Origin of the sequence: Microbaculum marinisediminis, from assembly GCF_025397915.1 — a bacterium.
GTDB lineage: Bacteria > Pseudomonadota > Alphaproteobacteria > Rhizobiales > Tepidamorphaceae > Microbaculum > Microbaculum marinisediminis.
The window spans coordinates 1-18,959 of the sequence record NZ_JALIDZ010000012.1 but is presented as its reverse complement, the minus strand read 5'-3'; the positions used below and the strand labels follow the sequence as shown (position 1 = coordinate 18,959).

At 66.7% G+C, this 18,959-nt stretch carries 18 protein-coding genes; 13 read left to right on the top strand and 5 right to left on the bottom strand.

The window, feature by feature from the left end; all coding sequences use genetic code 11:
* Positions 1 to 7: 7 nt before the first annotated feature.
* The 5 genes from trpC to MUB46_RS21025 all read right to left on the bottom strand — a co-directional run bounded on the left by trpC (position 8) and on the right by MUB46_RS21025 (position 5,970).
* On the bottom strand, positions 8 to 820 hold the full coding sequence (trpC, locus tag MUB46_RS21045; RefSeq protein WP_261617943.1) for an indole-3-glycerol phosphate synthase TrpC: 813 nt from the start codon (positions 818 to 820) through the stop codon (positions 8 to 10).
* A gap of 4 nt (positions 821 to 824) precedes the next feature.
* Positions 825 to 1,844, bottom strand: coding sequence for an anthranilate phosphoribosyltransferase (gene trpD / locus MUB46_RS21040; RefSeq protein ID WP_261617942.1), 1,020 nt, complete (start codon positions 1,842 to 1,844; stop codon positions 825 to 827).
* A 64-nt stretch (positions 1,845 to 1,908) separates the two neighbouring features.
* The gene (locus MUB46_RS21035) at positions 1,909 to 2,499 is read right to left on the bottom strand and encodes an anthranilate synthase component II (protein WP_261617941.1); all 591 of its coding nucleotides are present in this window, start codon (positions 2,497 to 2,499) and stop codon (positions 1,909 to 1,911) included.
* A gap of 32 nt (positions 2,500 to 2,531) precedes the next feature.
* Positions 2,532 to 4,052, bottom strand: a complete 1,521-nt coding sequence (gene trpE, locus MUB46_RS21030; protein ID WP_261617940.1) for an anthranilate synthase component I — start codon at positions 4,050 to 4,052, stop codon at positions 2,532 to 2,534.
* A 28-nt stretch (positions 4,053 to 4,080) separates the two neighbouring features.
* Entirely contained in the window at positions 4,081 to 5,970 is a 1,890-nt protein-coding gene (locus MUB46_RS21025) for a SurA N-terminal domain-containing protein (protein ID WP_261617939.1), read from the bottom strand.
* A gap of 204 nt (positions 5,971 to 6,174) precedes the next feature.
* Between MUB46_RS21025 and MUB46_RS21020 the strand changes: the two genes are divergently transcribed.
* The 13 genes from MUB46_RS21020 (at position 6,175) to MUB46_RS20960 (ending at position 18,952) form a co-directional block, all read left to right on the top strand.
* Positions 6,175 to 6,465 carry a virulence factor gene (locus MUB46_RS21020; protein ID WP_261617938.1) on the top strand — a complete coding sequence of 97 codons (291 nt, stop codon included), beginning with the start codon at positions 6,175 to 6,177 and terminating at the stop codon, positions 6,463 to 6,465.
* 131 nt (positions 6,466 to 6,596) lie between these two features.
* The gene (locus tag MUB46_RS21015; protein ID WP_261617937.1) at positions 6,597 to 7,139 is read left to right on the top strand and encodes a hypothetical protein; all 543 of its coding nucleotides are present in this window, start codon (positions 6,597 to 6,599) and stop codon (positions 7,137 to 7,139) included.
* Between the two features lie 78 nt (positions 7,140 to 7,217).
* Positions 7,218 to 7,988, top strand: a complete 771-nt coding sequence (tpiA, locus tag MUB46_RS21010; protein ID WP_261617936.1) for a triose-phosphate isomerase — start codon at positions 7,218 to 7,220, stop codon at positions 7,986 to 7,988.
* 85 nt (positions 7,989 to 8,073) lie between these two features.
* Complete coding sequence (secG, locus tag MUB46_RS21005; protein WP_261617935.1) at positions 8,074 to 8,472, top strand: preprotein translocase subunit SecG; 399 nt, start codon at positions 8,074 to 8,076, stop codon at positions 8,470 to 8,472.
* A gap of 162 nt (positions 8,473 to 8,634) precedes the next feature.
* On the top strand, positions 8,635 to 10,263 hold the full coding sequence (locus MUB46_RS21000; RefSeq protein ID WP_261617934.1) for a CTP synthase: 1,629 nt from the start codon (positions 8,635 to 8,637) through the stop codon (positions 10,261 to 10,263).
* 50 nt (positions 10,264 to 10,313) lie between these two features.
* Entirely contained in the window at positions 10,314 to 11,189 is an 876-nt protein-coding gene (locus MUB46_RS20995) for a VOC family protein (protein WP_261617933.1), read from the top strand.
* Position 11,190: 1 nt separating this feature from the next.
* Positions 11,191 to 11,694: a P-loop nucleotide/nucleoside kinase family protein gene (locus tag MUB46_RS20990; RefSeq protein ID WP_261617932.1), complete on the top strand. Its 504-nt coding sequence runs from the start codon at positions 11,191 to 11,193 to the stop codon at positions 11,692 to 11,694.
* Between the two features lie 83 nt (positions 11,695 to 11,777).
* Positions 11,778 to 12,623 carry a 3-deoxy-8-phosphooctulonate synthase gene (gene kdsA, locus MUB46_RS20985; RefSeq protein WP_261617931.1) on the top strand — a complete coding sequence of 282 codons (846 nt, stop codon included), beginning with the start codon at positions 11,778 to 11,780 and terminating at the stop codon, positions 12,621 to 12,623.
* Between the two features lie 333 nt (positions 12,624 to 12,956).
* The gene (gene eno, locus MUB46_RS20980) at positions 12,957 to 14,234 is read left to right on the top strand and encodes a phosphopyruvate hydratase (protein ID WP_261617930.1); all 1,278 of its coding nucleotides are present in this window, start codon (positions 12,957 to 12,959) and stop codon (positions 14,232 to 14,234) included.
* Positions 14,235 to 14,477: 243 nt separating this feature from the next.
* A complete protein-coding gene (locus tag MUB46_RS20975) occupies positions 14,478 to 14,792 on the top strand; it encodes an FtsB family cell division protein (RefSeq protein ID WP_261617929.1) in 315 nt (104 codons plus the stop codon).
* Positions 14,793 to 14,961: 169 nt separating this feature from the next.
* Positions 14,962 to 16,050 (top strand): pyruvate dehydrogenase (acetyl-transferring) E1 component subunit alpha, encoded by a 1,089-nt coding sequence (gene pdhA, locus MUB46_RS20970; protein ID WP_261617928.1) that lies wholly within the window; start codon positions 14,962 to 14,964, stop codon positions 16,048 to 16,050.
* An 18-nt stretch (positions 16,051 to 16,068) separates the two neighbouring features.
* Entirely contained in the window at positions 16,069 to 17,505 is a 1,437-nt protein-coding gene (locus MUB46_RS20965; protein ID WP_261617927.1) for a pyruvate dehydrogenase complex E1 component subunit beta, read from the top strand.
* 49 nt (positions 17,506 to 17,554) lie between these two features.
* Entirely contained in the window at positions 17,555 to 18,952 is a 1,398-nt protein-coding gene (locus MUB46_RS20960) for a pyruvate dehydrogenase complex dihydrolipoamide acetyltransferase (RefSeq protein WP_261617926.1), read from the top strand.
* The last annotated feature ends 7 nt before the right edge of the window (positions 18,953 to 18,959 follow it).

The following is an 18,959-nucleotide window of genomic DNA, read 5'->3' as shown; positions in this document are numbered from 1 at the left end:
CTCCAGCCTATACGGCCGCGTCGGCGGCGGTTCGCGACAACAGCGCGCGGGTCGCCGCGGTGACGTCGTCCTGGCGCATCAGGCTTTCGCCCACGAGGATCGCATGGATGCCGGCATCGGCAAGCAGCGCCACGTCGGCGGGCGTGAAGATGCCGCTCTCGCCGACCAGGGTATAGCCGTCCGGTACAGCCCTCGCCAATTCGATTGATGTCTGAAGGGATGTATCGAAGGTTCTGAGATTTCTATTGTTTATGCCGATCAGCCTCGACCTGAGTTGCAGCGCCCGGTCGAGCTCGGCCGTGTCGTGGATCTCGATCAGGACGGACATGCCGTAGATCTCGGCGGCGTTCTCGAGGGCGGCGGCCTCGTCGTCGGTGACGGCGGCCATGATGATCAGGATGCAGTCGGCGCCCCAGGCGCGGGCCTCGTCGACCTGATAGGGATCGAACAGGAAATCCTTGCGCAGGACGGGCAGGGAAACGGAGTCGCGCGCGGCGGTCAGATAGTCGGGGCTGCCCATGAACGAGGGGCCATCGGTCAGGACGGACAGGCAGGCGGCGCCTCCGGCCTCATAGGCGCCGGCGAGTTTCGGCGGATCGAAATCCGGGCGGATCAGGCCCTTCGACGGGCTTGCCTTCTTGATCTCCGCAATCAGCGCCGTCTCGCCCCTGGCGATACGGGCGTCGAGCGCCTCCTTGAACGGGCGGACCGGAGGCGCGCTGCGCGCGGCCGCGCAGACATCGACCAGCGGCCGGGCGGCCTTGGCGGCGGCGATCTCCTCGCGCTTGTAGGCCTCGATTTTCTTCAGGATGTCGGCCATGGCTTCACGCGGTCGATACGGTGACGAGTTTCTGCAGAACGGCGAGCGCGTCGCCGGCATCGATGGCCCTGGCCGCTATCTCGGCGCCCTCGGTAAGCGTCGCCGCCTGCCCGGCGACCACCAGCGCGGCGGCGGCGTTGAAGACGACGATGTCGCGGAAGGGGCTGTGCTCGCCACCGAGCAGGGCGCGGATCGCCGCGGCGTTGGTTGCCGCGTCGCCACCCTTCAGGTCGTCGGGGCTGGCGGTCTGCAGGCCGATATCGGCCGGCGCGATCTCGAAGGTACGGACGTCGCCGTCGACCAGTTCGGCGACATAGGTCGGCCCGGTGGTGGTGATCTCGTCGAGGCCGTCGCTGCCGTGCACGACCCAGACATGCTCGGAGCCGAGCGACGACAGCACTTCGGCCATCGGCACGATCCACTGCCGGTCGAAGACGCCGATCATCTGGCGCTTGACGCCGGCCGGATTGGAGAGGGGGCCGAGGATGTTGAAGATCGTCCGGGTGCCGAGCTCGACCCGGCTCGGGCCGACATGCTTCATCGCCGCGTGATGGGCCGGCGCGAACATGAAGCCGACACCGGCCTGCGCGATGCAGTCGGCGATCCGGCCCGGGGAAAGCTCGATATCGACGCCGAGCGCTGCAAGCGCGTCGGCGGCACCGGACTTCGACGACAGCGCGCGGTTGCCGTGTTTGGCGACGGGCACGCCGCAGGCCGCCGTGACGATCGCCGCGCAGGTCGAGATGTTGTAGGTGCCGGCCGCGTCGCCGCCGGTGCCGACGATGTCGATGGCGTTCGCGGGGGCCTTCACCGGCAGCATCTTGGCGCGCATGGTGGTGACCGCGCCGGCGATCTCGTCGACGGTCTCGCCGCGCACCCTGAGCGCCATCAGGAAGCCGCCGATCTGCGTCGGCGTCGCCTCGCCAGACATGATGATGTCGAAGGCGTGCGTCGCCTCCTTGCGGCTCAGTGGTTCGCCCGCGGCGACCTTGGCGATGAAGTCCTTGAGGCTCGTCGGTTGCATCTCTTCGTCCTGTGCGATCTTGTCGTGCCGCAAAACGCCCGCTGGTGCAAGCGCTTGGCGCGTATCAGGCGGCGCGCCTGTGCCACTCGGCGGATGCCTCGAGGAAGTTGCGCAGGATCAGATGCCCGTGCTCGGAGGCGATGCTTTCGGGATGGAACTGGACGCCGAAGACGGGATGGGTGGCATGATGCATACCCATGACGATGCCGTCTTCGGTCTCCGCGTCGACAATGAGGTCTTCCGGCAGGCTGTCGCGTTCGACGATCAGCGAGTGATAGCGGGTGGCGTGGAACGGCCCGTCGATGCCGCGGAACACGCCGGCGCCGGTATGGCTGATCTCGCTCAGCTTGCCGTGCATCAGCGTCGGCGCGCGCCCCACGGTGCCGCCATAGGCCTGGCCGATCGCCTGGTGGCCGAGGCAGACGCCCAGGATCGGCACCGACCCGCCGGCGCGCGTGATCAGGTCGAGGCAGATGCCGGCTTCGTTCGGCGTGCAGGGGCCAGGCGAGAGCACGATGCCGGTCGGATCGCCGGCGAGCACGTCCTCGACCGCGATCTTGTCGTTGCGGTGGACGCGCACGCGCGCGCCGAGCTCGCCCAGGAAATGGACGAGGTTCCAGGTGAAGCTGTCGTAGTTGTCGATCAGGACGATCATCGCCAGCTCAGCGCTTCCCGTTGCACCCTACATCATTGCCCGCGGTTCGCCGCCGAGGCGAAGCGCACAGCCTCGTCGGCGGCCCTGAACAGCGCGCGCGCCTTGTTGATGCACTCGCGCTGCTCGTTTTCCGGCACGGAGTCGGCGACGATTCCGGCGCCGGCCTGAACGTACATCTTGCCGTCCTTCACCACCGCGGTTCTTAGCACGATGCACGTATCCATGTCGCCGTCGGCGGAGAAATAGCCGACGCAGCCGGCGTAGATGCCGCGCTTTTCCTTTTCCAGCTCGTCGATGATCTGCATCGCCCGGACCTTCGGCGCGCCAGAGACGGTGCCCGCCGGGAAGCCGGCGATCAGCGCGTCGATGGAGTCGCGCGAGGGATCGATCTCGCCTTCCACGTTGGAGACGATGTGCATCACCTGGCTGTAGTATTCCAGGAAGAACTGGTCGGTGACCTTCACCGAGCCGACCTTGGAGACGCGGCCGGCGTCGTTGCGGCCGAGATCGAGCAGCATCAGGTGCTCGGCGCGTTCCTTCGGGTCGGCCAGCAGGTCCTCGGCGTTGGCGCGGTCCTCGGTCGGCGTCGCGCCGCGCGGGCGGGTGCCGGCGATCGGACGGACCGTCACCTTGTCCTCGCGCAGCCGCACCAGGATCTCCGGGCTCGACCCGACGACGGCGAAGTCGGCGAAGTTCAGGAAATACAGGAACGGTGCCGGATTGACCCGCCGCAGCGCCCGGTAGAGGGCGAAGGGCGGCAGCGTGAACGGGGCCTCGAAGCGCTGGCTGAGGACGACCTGGAAGATGTCGCCGGCGGCGATGTAGTCCTTGGCGCGCTCCACCATGGCGCGGTATTCGGCGGGTGTGGTGTTCGATACCGGGGCGCGGCCGATGACGTCGTCGGTATCGGCGCTCGCCGATTTCTCGATCGGACGGTCGAGCGCGTCGATGACCTCGTTGATCCGGTCGACGGCACGGGTATAGGCGGCGCTCGCCGACAGGTCCGCGGAGGGGCGCACCGGGGTCACCACCGTGACCTCGTCCTTCACGGAATCGAAGATTACCATGATGGTCGGCCGGGCGAATATGGCGTCCGGCAACCCGAAGGGATCGGGGTTGGGATCGCCCAGATCCTCCATCAGCCGCACCGTGTCGTAGGCCATGTAGCCGAACACGCCGGCCGACATCGCCGGCAGGTCCTCGGGCAGGTCGACGCGGGCCTCGTTGATCAGGCGCCGCAGGGCGGCCAGCGTCGGTTCCGGGCAGGGCCGGAAGCCATCGGGCTGGGCGTCCGGGCTGGTATTGATCTCGGCCTTGTTTCCAAACGCCCGGAAGACGACGTCGGGCGCGATGCCGATGATCGAGTAGCGGCCGCGCACGGCGCCGCCCTCGACGGATTCGAGCAGGAAGCTGTTCGGCCTGTCACCGGCGATCTTCAGCATAGCCGAGACGGGGGTTTCGAGATCGGCGACGAGGCGGGTCCAGACCACCTGCGGGGCGCCGACGCGATAGCGTTCCTCGAAACCGTCGTAGGCCGGCTCGATCAAAGCCATGACGCGGCCCTTGGCGTAGAGGGCGGTGTCACAGGCTGCTCTCGCCGAGAGCGACCCGCAGGGCTTCCTGATTGATCAAGGTGCCGATGCGCTTCTCCAGTTCCTGCAGGTACTGGCTGAGCAGATCGTTGGAGATGCCGTCCTCGATTTCCGCCGTGTATTCCTCGGCTTCGCCGGGCTTGAACGGCGGAATATCGATGTCGGTGACGCGGAAGACGACCCGCTGCGGCGCCTGCGCGGCGGCGGTCGCGTTGATCTCGCCCTCCGGCGTCGTGAACAGGAGCTGCACCGCCGGTGCGGCGAACGGACCATCGGTCGCGCCGCGCGCGATCGGGCCGACGAGGCCCGACGTGGTTCCCAGTTCCTCGGCCACGGCGAAGAAGCCGGCGCCGCCGCGAATCTGCTCGGCGACGTCCTTGGCTTTCGCCTCGACGGCCTTGCGGGTCTCGTCGGCGCGCCACGCCTCGGCGACCTTGTCGCGGGCTTCCTCGAACGCCAGGTCGCGGGACGGGGTGATATCGAGCACCTCCAACCAGGCCCAGCCGTCGCCGCGGGTCTGGAGGGGATCGGCCTCGACGCCGATGTCGGTCGCGAAGGCTTCCGAAAGGAACTGCGGCGACTCCGGAAGGCCGGAAACGCGGCTTTCCTCCGGATTCAGCCCGTTGCTGTCGATCGCCTCGACCTCGCGGTAGGGCAGGCCCTGCTTCTGGCCGATTTCGGCGAGCGTCATGCCCGCGGCGCGGTCGTCCTCGATCGCGTCGTAGACGTCGAGGATCTGATCCTTGGCCTTCTGCGTGGCCAGATCGATACGGATTTCGTCGCGAACGTCCTCGAAGGTCTTGTTCACGCCGGACACGATCTCGGTCACGCGCACCAGCACCGGGCCGAAGGTGCCCTGCACCGGCTGGCTGATCTCGCCGATCTCGAGATTAAACGCGGCTTCGCCGATTGCCGGGTCGAGGATGCCGTCTTTGGTCAGGGTGCCGAGCTTGCGGTCGTCCTCGGTGAGGCCGAGCTCGGCCGCCACGTCCTCGAAGCTCTTGCCGTCGGCGATTTCCGCGCGCGCCGTTTCGGCGGCGGCGGCGTCACTGAAGACGATCCGTTCGATGGTGCGGCGCTCCGGAGCGCCGAACCGGCCCGGATCGGCGTCATAGGAGGCTTTCAGTTCCTCCTCGCTCACCTCGATCTCGTTCGCCAGTTCCGCCGGTGCGATCGCGAGTATGGCGACCTTCCGGTATTCCGGGGCCCGGAAGTCGACCTTGTTCTCGTCGTAGTAGCTGCGGAGCTGTTCCTCGGTCGGATCGGGAACGGTATCGACCATTGCCGGGGTGATGACGATAAACTCAGCCGACCGCGTCTCTTTGCGAAAGCGGTCGATGGCCTTTTCGAGAACTTCCGGGGCGCGAACGTCGCCGCCGACCGCCTCAGCGATCATCTGGCGCATCAGGACGTTTCGCTGCTGGTAGACGAAACCGGCTTCCGAGAAGCCGTTGGACCGCAGCACCTGTTCGAAGTAGGTGCGGTCGAACTGTCCGCCGGGAGTCTGGAACGCCGGATCCTTGCGGATGCTTTCGGCGATCACCGCGTCGGTCACGCCGAGGCCCATGGTCTTGGCCTCGTCGTTGAGCGCTGCCTCTGCCATCAGACGTCCGAGGACACGGTTGTCGAGACCGATCGAACGGGCCTGATCCATGGTCAGGTAGGTGCCGACCTGGCGCGATACCTGCTGGATTTCCTGCTGCAGGGAGGAGCGGAACTCGTCGATCGTGATCGGCGTATTTCCGACTTCGGCTACGTCGGTACCGCGATAGCCGGAAAAAATGTCGGCGACGCCCCAGACCGCGAAGCTGAGCACCAACAGCCCCAACAAGATCTTCGCAATCCATCCGGACGTACTACGACGCAAGGCTTCCAACATAGCGATACGGTATCCGTTTGATTTGTCTTCGTTACCCGGCACGACTCCGGCCGGCTAAGGGCGCGCATATTAGGAATCTCGTGCCCAAGCGGCAAGCGGTCCTTCTGGGTCGCAGATACGCCAGTCGAATTCGCGATTGCGGCGTGTCGTCTTCAAGCCGCCGGGTAGGGTATATAAGCGAACTTGCTGCCGGAGGCGATTGCGATGGCGAAATGCAGCATCCTGACGTGGCAGGAAATCCCCTCGATGATCGAGGCCCGCGATGTGAGCGGTAGCCACAAGATACAATTAAGTGCCCGTTTCCAGGAGCTGATCGACCTTGTCGCCATACGCCGCGGCCTGGCGGGCACCGACCAATACCTGGAGGCGTGGCGTCGCGGCAGACCGGTGGAGCGCGACGGCGACGCCATCAGCGCGGCGCAGGCGTTGGCCGAGGAAATCGAGGCTCAATACGACGCGATTCGCGCGGCCGCTATCGCCGGCACGGACGGCTGAGCGGGGCTTCCGTGGGTGGCGCCGGAAACAGCCCCGGAGTGATGTCCTGGCGGAGCGCGGGCTTCGCCGCCGACCCGGATCGGCTTCTTCGCGTTCATGGGTATCGGGATCCTGCCCGTATCCGACCACGCGTGCGGACCATCGCCGAGCGGGTGAGCGGCGAGATTGCCGGGATCGCATCGCCCGAGGCCCGCTATGTCCGCTTGCCGATCGTTTCCGTCGCGGACGGCGTTCTGACGCTTGCCGGGGGGCACCGGTTCAATTGCGGGGCCTTCGATCGGCTGCTGGGCGAAGCGACGGAGGTCATCGTCTTCGTCCTGACGCTTGGGGCGGGGATGGACGCCGCCGCGGCACGCCGATTTGAGGCGGCCGAACCGGTGGACGCGCTGTTCATCGAAACCGCCGGCTGGCTGTGCGTCGAGAAGGCGACGCGGATGCTCGCCGCGACGATTCAGGAGGAGCTTGCGCTGGAAGGTCTCCGGCTCACGTTCCGTCTCGGTCCCGGCTACGACTACAAGGCCGGTACGGACAGAACGGTTTGGGGGCTGGAGGAGCAATCGGCGCTTTTCGACGTCTTCGGTGATGCCCCGCTGCCGGTCGTCCTCATGGAAAGTCGCGCTATGACGCCGAAGCTGTCGCGATCCGGTCTTTTCGGCGTCGCTCAGCGGTCCTGAGCTTCCGATTTTCGATTGGGTTCGACTTATTCCGCCGATCTGCTATGCAGCGCCAGCTTCATCAAGAAAGTAGAGAACATGACACCCGACATTCGGCCGCTTGTCGCCGGAAACTGGAAAATGAATGGCCTTAGAGCATCGGCCGCCGAATTCGGCGCGATGATCGAAGGGTATGACGACGATTTGAAGGAGCGGGTCGATCTAATGATCTGTCCGCCGTCTACGCTGGTCATGGCGTTCTCCCAGATCGCGCTCCAGTCGTCGCTTTCGGTCGGGGGGCAGGATTGCCACGCGAAGGATTCGGGCGCCCATACCGGCGATATCTCCGCCGGGATGATGGCCGACTCCGGCGCGGCGGCGGTGATCGTCGGCCATTCGGAGCGGCGGCAGGATCACGGGGAAACCGACGAGATGGTGCGCGCCAAAGCCGAAGCGGCCTGGCGGGCGGGCCTCACCGCGATCGTCTGCGTCGGCGAGACGGAGGCCGAGCGCAAGGACGACAAGACCCTCGAGAGGATCGGGGCGCAGCTCGCCGGCTCGATTCCGGACGGCGCGATGGCCGCGCGCATGATCGTTGCCTATGAGCCGGTATGGGCGATCGGCACGGGCATGACGCCGACGGCCAAGGACGTCGCGGAGGTGCACGGGTTCATCCGCGAGCGGCTGAAGGATCGTTTCGGCGAGGAAGGGGCGAGAACCCGCGTGCTGTACGGCGGTTCGGTCAAGCCGTCGAATGCCGTCGAACTGATGGCGGTCGCCAACGTGGACGGGGCGCTCGTCGGCGGCGCAAGCCTGAAAGCTTCCGATTTCCTTGCAATCGCCGAAGCCTATCGCCAGATCACGAGCTGATCGAAATGATTGTGCCGGGGTAGCGCGTCGGGCTTCCCCGGTGTAAAAGGCCTGCGAATTCCCGACATCTGGATTTGTATCGAAGATGGAAACCGTCATCATCGTCATCCACCTCATGGTGGTCGTGGCGCTCGTTGCCGTAGTAATGCTGCAGAAGTCCGAAGGCGGTGCCCTTGGCATCGGCGGCGGCGGTGGCGGCGGCTTCATGACCGGTCGCGGCACCGCGAACGTCCTGACCCGCACCACCACGATTCTCGCTGCGGCGTTTTTCGCGACCTCGATAGTGCTGACGCTGCTTGCGCGAAGCGGCGGCGAGGCGCCGTCGATCTTCGACAGCGCGCCGATGGGGGCGCCGGCGGGTGCGCCGGTGGCGGGCGAGGCTCCGGCAGACGGCACGGGCGGCGCCAACGTCCTCGATCAGATCAAGCGGCTCGAGGAACAAGAGCAGCAGCCCGCGTCTCCGCAGGCGCCGCAATCACAGTAGTCGGCACAGTAACTGGCACAGGAGCCGGCACGGTCGCTGGCTCGGTGACTTCACGAAATCCGACCTGTCCGTAGCGGCAGGTCGGTTTGCATGTCGAAAATCGGGTGGGGAGGCGTAAAACGACTCCCCGAATCGTTCGCGACGGAGTTAATTTCGGGGCCCATGGCGCGGTACGTATTCATAACCGGCGGCGTGGTCTCCTCCCTCGGCAAGGGTCTCGCTTCAGCGGCGCTCGGCGCGCTGCTACAGGCGCGCGGGTTTACCGTGCGGCTGAAGAAGCTGGATCCCTATCTCAATGTCGATCCGGGGACCATGAGCCCCTATCAGCACGGCGAGGTCTTCGTCACCGATGACGGTGCCGAAACCGACCTCGATCTCGGCCATTACGAGCGATTCACCGGGGTGCCCTGTTCGCAGGACGACAACATCACCACGGGCCGGATATACCAGGACATCATCACCAAGGAGCGGCGCGGCGACTATCTCGGCGCCACCATCCAGGTGATCCCGCACGTCACCGACGCCATCAAGGACTTCGTGCGGCGCGGAAACGAGGGCGTCGATTTCGTGCTCGTCGAGATCGGCGGCACCGTCGGTGACATCGAGGGGCTGCCGTTCTTCGAGGCGATCCGCCAGCTCGGCCAGGAGCTGCCGCGCGGCGATGCGGTGTTCATCCATCTCACCCTGCTGCCGTACATTCCGAGCGCCGGCGAGATGAAGACCAAGCCGACGCAGCACTCGGTGAAGGAGCTGCGCTCCATCGGCATCCAGCCCGACATCCTGTTGTGCCGTTGCGACCGGCCGATCCCGCACGACGAGCGGCGCAAGCTGGCGCTGTTCTGCAACGTGCGCGAATCCGCGGTGATCGAGGCCCGGGACGTCGACACGATCTATGCCGTGCCGCTGGCCTATCATGACGAGGGGCTCGACGACGAACTCCTGCGTGCCTTCGGCATGGAGCCCGGCGCCGAGCCGGACCTGTCGAAATGGGTGGAGATCGCGGAGCGGGTCCGCAATCCCGAAGGCGAGGTGACGATCGCCATCGTCGGCAAGTACACGGGCCTGAAGGACGCCTACAAGTCGCTCAACGAAGCGCTGATGCACGGCGGTATCGCCAACCGGGTGCGCGTCAATATCGACTGGATCGAGTCCGAAGTATTCGAGCGCGAGGATCCCGCCCCGTTCCTGGAGCAGGTCAACGGCATCCTGGTTCCCGGCGGGTTCGGCGAGCGCGGGGCGGAAGGCAAGATCGCGGCCGCGGGCTTCGCGCGGGAGCGCAACGTGCCCTATTTCGGCATCTGCTTCGGCATGCAGATGGCCGTCATCGAGTCGGCCCGTAACCTGGTCGGCATCGAGAACGCCAGTTCCACGGAATTCGGCCCTGCCGCCGAGCCGGTCGTCGGCCTGATGACCGAGTGGCTGAAGGGCAACGATCTGGAGAAACGCGCCGCGCAAGGCGATCTAGGCGGCACGATGCGGCTCGGTGCCTATCCGGCCGCTCTGCAGTCCGGCAGCAAGATCGCCGGGATCTACGGCGCAACCGAGATTTCCGAGCGCCACCGGCACCGCTACGAGGTCAATGTCGCCTACCGCGACCGGCTGGAGCAGCACGGGATGCGCTTTGCCGGCATGTCGCCGGACGGGATATTGCCGGAGACGGTGGAATTCGCCGAGCACCCGTGGTTCATCGGCGTGCAGTACCACCCGGAACTGAAGTCGCGGCCGTTCGACCCGCACCCGCTGTTCAGCTCGTTCATCGCGGCCGCGGTCGAGCAGAGCCGCCTGGTGTGACCGTCGGCGTGATTGCCAGCGGCGGCGTGACGCGTTAAGCCGCTTCGATCATGGCTCGTGGTATCGATCATCTCGTTCTTGCCGTGCACGGTCTCGACCGGGCGCGCGCCGTCTACGAACGTCTTGGCTTCACGGTGACACCGAAGGCGCAGCATCCCTTCGGCACCGAGAACCATCTGGTCCAGCTCGACGGTTGTTTCCTGGAACTGCTGGGAATCATCGATCCCGACCTGTTTCCGGTACCCGAGCCCGGACAATTCAGTTTTCCGCGCTTCAATTTCCGCTTTCTCGAGCAATTCGAGGGCATGAGCATGCTCGTGCTCGACTCAAGCGATGCTGCTGGTGACGCGAAAGCCTTCGCCGAGGCGGGCATCCAGGCCTATGTGCCGTTCGCGTTCGGCCGCGACGCCAAGCTGCCCGACGGGTCGCTCGCGCGGGTCGGCTTCACGTTGGCTTTCGCGTCGGATCCGTCGGCTCCGGAGGCGGCTTTCTTCACCTGCCAGCAGCGCGCGCCGGAGCACTTCTGGAAACCGGACTACCAGCGCCACGCCAACACCGCGAAGACGGTCCTGGAGGTGGTGATGGTCGCCGACACACCGGCGGACCACCACATGTTCTACGAGGCCTTCGTGGGGACGCGCGAGGTGCGGGCCACCAGCATGGGCCTGACGGTCGAGACGGCGCGGGGCCGGATCCGCATCGAAACGCCGGCGGCGGTGGCGGCGACGTGGGGCGACGCGGTCCCGGTCGCGGACTACCGCAGCCCGCGCTTTGCTGCCTATGTCATCGGGGTGGAGCGTCTGGAGGCGGCGGCGGACTGCCTGGAACGCGCCGGAATTCCCTTCGAGCGACGCGGCGACAGGCTGATCGTGCCGGCAAGCGAGACGCTGGGCGCGGCGATTGCCTTCGAGGCGGTGCGGACCTGACGTGCTGATCATTCTCGGCGGACTGCCCGGGAGCGGGAAGACTTCGATCGCGCGGGACCTGGCGCGCCGGCTAGGCGCGGTGCACCTCCGCATCGATACGATCGAGCAGGCGCTGCGGGAGACCGGCAAGGTCGTCCAGTCGATGGAGGACGCGGGCTACCAGGTCGCCTATGTCGTCGCGGAGGACAACCTAAGGCTCGGCCGGACGGTGATCGCGGATTCCGTCAATCCGATCGCGATCACGCGGGAGGCCTGGCAGGCGGTGGCGGAGCGGGCCGGCGTCCGGGCCGTCGAGGTGGAAATCCTGTGCTCGGACGAGGACGAGAATCGCCGCCGGGTCGAGACGCGGGCGCCGGATATTCCGGGGTTCGCGCTGCCGACCTGGGACGCGGTGGTGGCGCGGCACTACGAGCCGTGGGACACAGCGGACGTGGTTATCGATACTGCGGATTGCGATCTGGACGACGCCGTCGCGCGTCTGCTCTCGCGGCTTCAGGCCATTTGACGTAAACACCTCGATGTAAACACCTTGGCGGAATCACCGGTCGAGCACCATCGGGCCCGACGGCTCACTTCGCGGGAGACGACATGTCAGGCGTAAACGCTACCGTCAGCATCGGACCGGCCAGCTTCGGCAACGACAGGCCGCTCTGCCTGATCGCGGGGCCGTGCCAGATGGAAAGCCGGGCACACGCGCTGGAGACGGCGCGGGCGCTGAAGGAAATGGCCGAAACGCTCGGCATCGGGCTCGTCTACAAGAGCTCTTACGACAAGGCGAACCGCACCAGCGCGTCGGGCGCGCGGGGCATCGGCCTCGACGCCTCGCTGCCGGTGTTCGCCGAAATCCGCGAGACGACCGGGCTTCCCGTGCTCACCGACGTGCACGAGACCTGGCAGTGCGCGATGGTCGCCGAAGCGGTCGACGTGCTGCAGATCCCTGCCTTCCTGTGCCGGCAGACCGACCTGTTGAAGGCCGCGGCCGAGACCGGCTGCGTCGTCAACGTCAAGAAGGGCCAGTTCCTGGCGCCCTGGGACATGAAGAACGTGGTCGACAAGGTCGCGGGCTTCGGCAACCCGAACGTGCTGGTCACCGAGCGTGGCGCGAGCTTCGGCTACAACACGCTGGTCTCCGACATGCGGTCGCTCCCGATCCTGGCGGGCCTCGGCGCGCCGGTGATTTTCGATGCCACCCATTCGGTGCAGCAGCCGGGCGGGCAGGGGACGTCTTCGGGCGGCCAGCGGGAGTTCGTGCCGGTGCTGGCGCGCGCCGCGGTCGCCGTCGGGGTCGCCGGCGTCTTCATCGAGACCCATCCGGATCCCGACAAGGCGCCGTCGGATGGCCCGAACATGATCGCGATGAAGGATCTGCCGGCGCTGGTTGAGACGCTGATGGCGTTCGATACGGTGGCGAAGGGGCGGCCGGTCCGGCTCTAGCCGCGCCCCCTGTACGGCGCCACGCCCCGATCCGGGCCCCGCAGGCCTGTCGGAGCCGCTCCCGTCTGCCGGAGCACGTAGTCGGGGTGCGGGGCGGGCACGCGGTCGAGCACCGCCGCTTCGGGGGGAGGTCGGGAGCGGGACCGTCGCGACCGAGCTGCGGGTCGGTGTCGGTCATGGCGGCAAAGCCTTCGGGCGCGCACTTCGAAGAAGGGCCGCGGCACGCGGGACACGGGCGCACGTGGCGGTTTTCGCGCCAATGGCCCTTTCCTGTGGCAGGCGGCTCGGCTATTAGCCCCTGAACGCATGCTGTAAGCACCGGAAAGGACGAAAATGACCGCCATTATCGACATCGTCGGCCGCGAGATCCTCGACAGCCGCGGCAATCCGACCGTGGAAGTCGACGTGGTTCTGGAGGACGGGACGATCGGCCGCGCCGCGGTGCCTTCCGGCGCCTCGACCGGCGCGCACGAGGCGGTCGAGCTGCGCGACGGCGGCGAGCGCTATCTCGGCAAGGGCGTGACCCAGGCCGTGGACGCGGTCAACGGCGAGATCTTCGACACGCTGGCGGGGATGGACGCGGAAGAACAGGTCCAGATCGACGCCGTTCTGAATGAACTCGACGGCACCCCCAACAAGAAGCGGCTCGGCGCCAACGCCATCCTCGGCGTCTCCCTGGCTGTCGCGCGGGCCGCGGCCGACGCGGTGGGGCTGCCGCTGTATCGCTATGTCGGCGGCGTCAACGCGCGTGTACTGCCGGTTCCGATGATGAACATCGTCAATGGCGGCGCGCATGCCGACAACCCGATCGACATCCAGGAATTCATGATCATGCCGGTCGGCGCGGAGACGTTCGCCGAGGGCCTGCGCATGGGCGCGGAGGTGTTCCACACGCTCAAGAGCGGCCTGAAGGCCGCGGGCCACAATACCAATGTCGGCGACGAGGGCGGCTTCGCCCCGAACCTGAGCTCTGCCCGAGAGGCGCTCGACTTCATCATGAAGTCGGTCGAGACGGCGGGCTACAAGCCGGGCGAGGATGTGGTTCTGGCGCTCGACGTTGCCTCCACCGAGTTCTTCGAGAACGGCCGCTATCAGCTGAAGGGCGAGGGCAAGGTGCTCGATCCCGAGCACATGGTCGCCTACCTGGCGGAGCTGGTGGACGCCTATCCGATCGTCTCGATCGAGGACGGCATGGACGAGGACGACTGGCGCGGCTGGAAGATGCTGACCGAGACGATCGGCGATCGCTGCCAGCTCGTCGGCGACGACCTGTTCGTCACCAACACCGAGCGTCTGTCGCGCGGCATCGAGGAAGGCGTCGCCAACGCGATCCTGGTGAAGGTCAACCAGATCGGCTCGCTGACCGAGACGCTGGAAGCCGTCGACATGGCGCATCGGGCCGGCTATCGCGCGGTGATGTCGCACCGCTCCGGCGAGACCGAGGATTCGACCATCGCCGATCTCGCCGTCGCCACCAATTGCGGACAGATCAAGACCGGCTCGCTCGCCCGGTCCGACCGGCTGGCGAAGTACAACCAGCTCCTGCGGATCGAGGAAGAGCTCGGCGTGACCGCGCTCTATGCCGGCCGGGCCGCGTTGAAGGCGTTCTAGGAGCGCCGCTCCTCCGACACGACTTGATTGCCGGGCCGCAGGCCCGGCAATCCCGTAAGGGGGCCTGGAGTTCCCCGACCATGTCCGGGACGCCCCCGGCGATGTCCGGGACACCGGAACCGGCGCGGCCTGCGGCCGTCGGCGCCCGTCCACTGCAATCGCCATGGCGCGCCGGCAGAGTTAATCGAGCCTTAACGGGATTGGCCGACGATACCGTCCGTAATCCCTGTGGAGGCTTTTGCCATGGCGAGGCGTACCGTCCGTTCCTCGACGGCCGGAATTCTCATTCCCGTAATCGGCGCCGCCGTGATCGGCTATTTCGTCTATCACGGCCTTACCGGCGCGCGCGGCTTCTATGCCTCGCAGCAGCTTCGCGCCGAGGTCGCGGAGCTGGAACAGGAGCTTGCCGATCTGCGCCGGGAACGGGAGTCCCTGGAGCAGCATGTGGCGCTGCTGCGGCCCGAAAGCCTCGATCCGGATATGCTGGAAGAGCGGGCGCGCGTCCTGCTCAACGTCGCCCATCCCAACGATATTGTGATCATGCGCGGGCAACGCTAAGCGGGGTTCCGCAGCGGTCACCCCTAGTTTAACCGTTTTTCGGTTAAAAACCTGTTTTTCTATATTTATCAATAGGTTGTATTATTAGATAATTTTTCTCTGTCACTGGTTTTTCGATCGCGGGTACGATACCTCTTGCGCAACAACTGGGCATCCAGGGAGGACCCGCATGGCGGCTCGCGCCAAATCCGACTCCCGTCGCACGGCGGCGGCGAAACCCCGGTCTCGATCGAAGCCGGCCGCGAAGGCGAAATCTCGCGCTGGGACGAAGACGTCGCTTCGTGGCAGTCCTGCTTCCGATTTCACCAGGGAACAGGAGCTCGAAGCCTATCGCGAGATGCTGCTGATCCGGCGCTTCGAGGAGAAGGCCGGGCAGATGTACGGGATGGGGCTTATCGGCGGTTTCTGCCATCTCTACATCGGCCAGGAAGCCGTCGTCGTCGGCATGCAGATGATGGCCAAGGGCGGCGATCAGGTCATCACCGGCTATCGCGACCACGGCCACATGCTGGCCTGCGGCATGGACCCGAAGGGCGTCATGGCCGAGCTGACCGGCCGGCGGGGCGGCTACTCCAAGGGCAAGGGCGGCTCGATGCACATGTTCTCCGTCGAGAAGGGCTTCTTCGGCGGACACGGCATCGTCGGCGGCCAGGTGTCGCTGGGCACCGGCCTGGCCTTCGCGAACAAGTATCGCGGCAACGACAACGTCAGCTATACCTATTTCGGCGACGGCGCGGCCAACCAGGGCCAGGTCTACGAAAGCTTCAACATGGCGAAGTTGTGGAAGCTGCCGGTCGTCTACGTCATCGAGAACAACAAGTACGGCATGGGCACGAGCATCAGCCGCGCCTCGGCCACCACGGATCTGTCGCATCGCGGCGCCTCCTTCGACATTCCGGGCAAGCAGGTCGACGGCATGGACGTGCGCGCCGTGCACGCGGCCGGCGAGGAAGCAGCCGAATGGTGCCGTGCGGGGAATGGACCCTTCATCCTGGAGATGCTGACCTATCGCTATCGCGGCCATTCCATGTCGGATCCGGCCAAGTACCGGTCCAAGGAAGAGGTCCAGAAGATGCGCCAGGAGCACGATCCGATCGAGCAGGTGAAGGCGCGCCTGACCGAGGAGCACAAGGTCGCAGAGGGCGAGCTGAAGGATATCGACCGCGACGTGCGCGGTATCGTCAACGAGGCGGCCGAATTCGCCCAGACCGATCCGGAGCCCGACGCGTCGGAGCTCTGGACCGACGTGCTGCGCTGAGCCGGGGAGGGACGATACATGCCGGTACAAGTACTGATGCCCGCCCTTTCCCCGACGATGGAAGAGGGCACGCTGTCGAAATGGGTCAAGCAGGAGGGGGATGCGATCACCGCCGGCGACGTCATCGCCGAGATCGAGACCGACAAGGCGACCATGGAGGTCGAGGCGGTCGACGAGGGCACGCTGGGCAAGATCCTGGTTGCAGAGGGCACCGAGGCGGTGAAGGTCAACACGCCGATCGCGTTGATCCTGTCCGAGGGCGAGGACGCCAGCGCGCTCGAGGGCGCCGCGGCCGCGCCTGCGCCGAAGCCGGCGGAGCCCGAACCCGAGGCCGCCCCGACGGCACCCCCCGCCGAAGCATCCGCGGCCGAAGCGCCCGCTGAAGCACCGGCCGCACAGCCGGCGCTGTCCACCCAGACCCGCCCGGCCGAGCAGGCCGAGGCTCTGCCCGAGGTGCCGGAAGGCACCGAGATGGTCGAGATGACGGTGCGCGAGGCGCTGCGCGACGCCATGGCGGAGGAAATGCGCCGCGACGAGGCGGTGTTCCTGATGGGTGAGGAAGTCGCCGAATACCAGGGCGCCTACAAGGTCTCGCAGGGGCTGCTGGACGAGTTCGGTCCGCGCCGCGTGGTCGACACGCCGATCACCGAGCACGGCTTCACCGGCCTGGGCGTCGGCGCCGCGATGGCGGGGCTGAAGCCGATCGTCGAGTTCATGACCTTCAATTTCGCCATGCAGGCGATGGACCAGATCATCAACTCGGCCGCCAAGACCCACTACATGTCCGGCGGCCAGGTGACCTGCTCGATCGTGTTCCGCGGGCCCAACGGCGCGGCCTCCCGCGTCGCCGCCCAGCACAGCCAGGACTACGCGAGCTGGTACAGCCACGTACCGGGGCTCAAGGTGGTGCAGCCGCATTCGGCGGCCGACGCCAAGGGGCTGCTGAAGGCGGCCATCCGCGACCCCAATCCGGTCGTGTTCCTGGAAAACGAGATCCTCTACGGCCACACCTTCCCGGTGCCGATGATGGACGATTTCGTGCTGCCGATCGGCAAGGCGAAGGTGGCCAAGGAAGGGTCGGACGCGACGATCGTCTCCTGGGGCATCGGCATGACCTATGCGCTGAAGGCGGCCCAGGAGCTACGCGCCGAGGGGATCGACGCCGAGGTGATCGACCTGCGGACGATCCGGCCGATGGATGTCGACACGATCGTTCAGTCGGTCAAGAAGACCGGGCGCTGCGTCACGGTCGAGGAAGGCTGGCCGCAGGCGTCGGTGTCTTCGGAGATCGCCGCGCAGCTGATGGACAAGGCCTTCGACTGGCTCGACGCGCCCGTGCTGCGCGTCACCGGCAAGGACGTGCCGATGCCCTATGCCGCCAATCTCGAGAAGCTGGCGCTGCCCTCGGTGAAGGAGGTCATCGAGGCGGTGAAGGCCGTGACGTACAAGGATTGACGGTCGGACACCGAACCAAGGCCGTCCCAGGTATCGCTAGGAAACGACCATGCCCATCGACATCCTGATGCCCGCGCTGTCGCCGACCATGGAGGTCGGGACGCTGTCCAAGTGGCTCGTAAACGAAGGCGACGCGGTCGCGCCGGGCGATATCATCGCCGAGATCGAGACCGACAAGGCGACGATGGAAGTGGAGGCGGTCGACGAGGGAACCGTCGGCAAGCTCCTCGTGGCCGCCGGAACCGCCGACGTGCCGGTCAACCAGAAGATCGCGATCCTGCTCGAAGAGGGCGAGGACGCGGGCGCGCTGAAGGACGCGGAGGCCGCGGCGCCGAAGCCGAGCGCGCCGGCACAAGCCACGCCAGCCGCCGAGACACCGGCCGCGCCGGCGCCTCGGGAGGAGGCCGCCGCAACACCGCCAAGCCCGCGGCCCGAAGAGGGCGCCTCGGCGCCCGCCTCTAAGGGCGGGAGTGCTCCGGCCGCCAACGGGCACGATGCCGGCGGCGCGCGCGTCTTCGCCTCGCCCTTGGCGCGACGGCTGGCGAAGGAGCAGGGGCTCGATCTCTCCGCGATCTCGGGCTCAGGCCCGCACGGACGGGTGGTGAAGCGCGATATCGAAGCGGCCGCCGCATCCGGCGCCGCCAAGGCGGCGCCCAAAGCAGCCGCTGCCGCCGGTGCCCCGGCTGCCGGGCCTGCGCCGATCCAGGCACCGTCCGACGACAAGATCCGGGCGCTGTTCCGGGACGGGACCTACGAGGTCGTTCCGCACGACAACATGCGCAAGGTCATCGCGCGGCGACTGACCGAGGCGAAGTCGACGATCCCGCATTTCTACCTGAGCGTCGACGTGGCGCTCGACGCGCTGCTGAAGCTCAGAAGCGAGATCAACGCGCAGGCGACCGTGGTGGACGGCAGCCCGGCCTACAAGCTGTCGGTCAACGACTTCGTCATCAAGGCGCAGGCGCTGGCGCTGAAGGCGGTGCCGGAGGCGAATGTCACCTGGACCGAAAGCGGCCTCTTGAAGCACTCCGTCGCCGATGTCGGCGTCGCCGTCGCCATTCCCGGCGGCCTGATCACGCCGGTGGTGCGCGATGCCGACAAGAAGACGCTGTCGGCGATTTCCAACGAGATGAAGGATTTCGCCGCCCGCGCCAGGGCGCGCAAGCTGATGCCCGAGGAATACCAGGGCGGCTCGACGGCGATCTCCAATCTCGGCATGTACGGCATCAAGGACTTCTCCGCCGTCATCAACCCGCCGCACGCGACGATCCTGGCGGTCGGCGCGGGCGAGGAGAGGGCCGTCGTCAAGGACCATGCGCTGGCCATCGCCACGGTGATGACCTGCACGCTGTCGACCGACCACCGTGCCGTCGACGGCGCGCTCGGCTCGGAGCTGATCAGCGCATTCAAGGGCTTCATCGAGAAGCCCATGTCGATGCTGGTCTGACGTCGCG

Bases quoted from the DNA above. Each gene is read 5' to 3' on its own strand.
- trpC (WP_261617943.1), bottom strand. From the start codon at position 820: ATGGCCGACATCCTGAAGAAAATCGAGGCCTACAAGCGCGAGGAGATC.
- trpD (WP_261617942.1), bottom strand. From the start codon at position 1,844: ATGCAACCGACGAGCCTCAAGGACTTCATCGCCAAGGTCGCCGCGGGC.
- MUB46_RS21035 (WP_261617941.1), bottom strand. From the start codon at position 2,499: ATGATCGTCCTGATCGACAACTACGACAGCTTCACCTGGAACCTCGTC.
- trpE (WP_261617940.1), bottom strand. From the start codon at position 4,052: ATGGCTTTGATCGAGCCGGCCTACGACGGTTTCGAGGAACGCTATCGC.
- MUB46_RS21025 (WP_261617939.1), bottom strand. From the start codon at position 5,970: ATGTTGGAAGCCTTGCGTCGTAGTACGTCCGGATGGATTGCGAAGATC.
- MUB46_RS21020 (WP_261617938.1), top strand. From the start codon at position 6,175: ATGGCGAAATGCAGCATCCTGACGTGGCAGGAAATCCCCTCGATGATC.
- tpiA (WP_261617936.1), top strand. From the start codon at position 7,218: ATGACACCCGACATTCGGCCGCTTGTCGCCGGAAACTGGAAAATGAAT.
- secG (WP_261617935.1), top strand. From the start codon at position 8,074: ATGGAAACCGTCATCATCGTCATCCACCTCATGGTGGTCGTGGCGCTC.
- MUB46_RS21000 (WP_261617934.1), top strand. From the start codon at position 8,635: ATGGCGCGGTACGTATTCATAACCGGCGGCGTGGTCTCCTCCCTCGGC.
- MUB46_RS20995 (WP_261617933.1), top strand. From the start codon at position 10,314: ATGGCTCGTGGTATCGATCATCTCGTTCTTGCCGTGCACGGTCTCGAC.
- kdsA (WP_261617931.1), top strand. From the start codon at position 11,778: ATGTCAGGCGTAAACGCTACCGTCAGCATCGGACCGGCCAGCTTCGGC.
- eno (WP_261617930.1), top strand. From the start codon at position 12,957: ATGACCGCCATTATCGACATCGTCGGCCGCGAGATCCTCGACAGCCGC.
- MUB46_RS20975 (WP_261617929.1), top strand. From the start codon at position 14,478: ATGGCGAGGCGTACCGTCCGTTCCTCGACGGCCGGAATTCTCATTCCC.
- pdhA (WP_261617928.1), top strand. From the start codon at position 14,962: ATGGCGGCTCGCGCCAAATCCGACTCCCGTCGCACGGCGGCGGCGAAA.
- MUB46_RS20965 (WP_261617927.1), top strand. From the start codon at position 16,069: ATGCCGGTACAAGTACTGATGCCCGCCCTTTCCCCGACGATGGAAGAG.
- MUB46_RS20960 (WP_261617926.1), top strand. From the start codon at position 17,555: ATGCCCATCGACATCCTGATGCCCGCGCTGTCGCCGACCATGGAGGTC.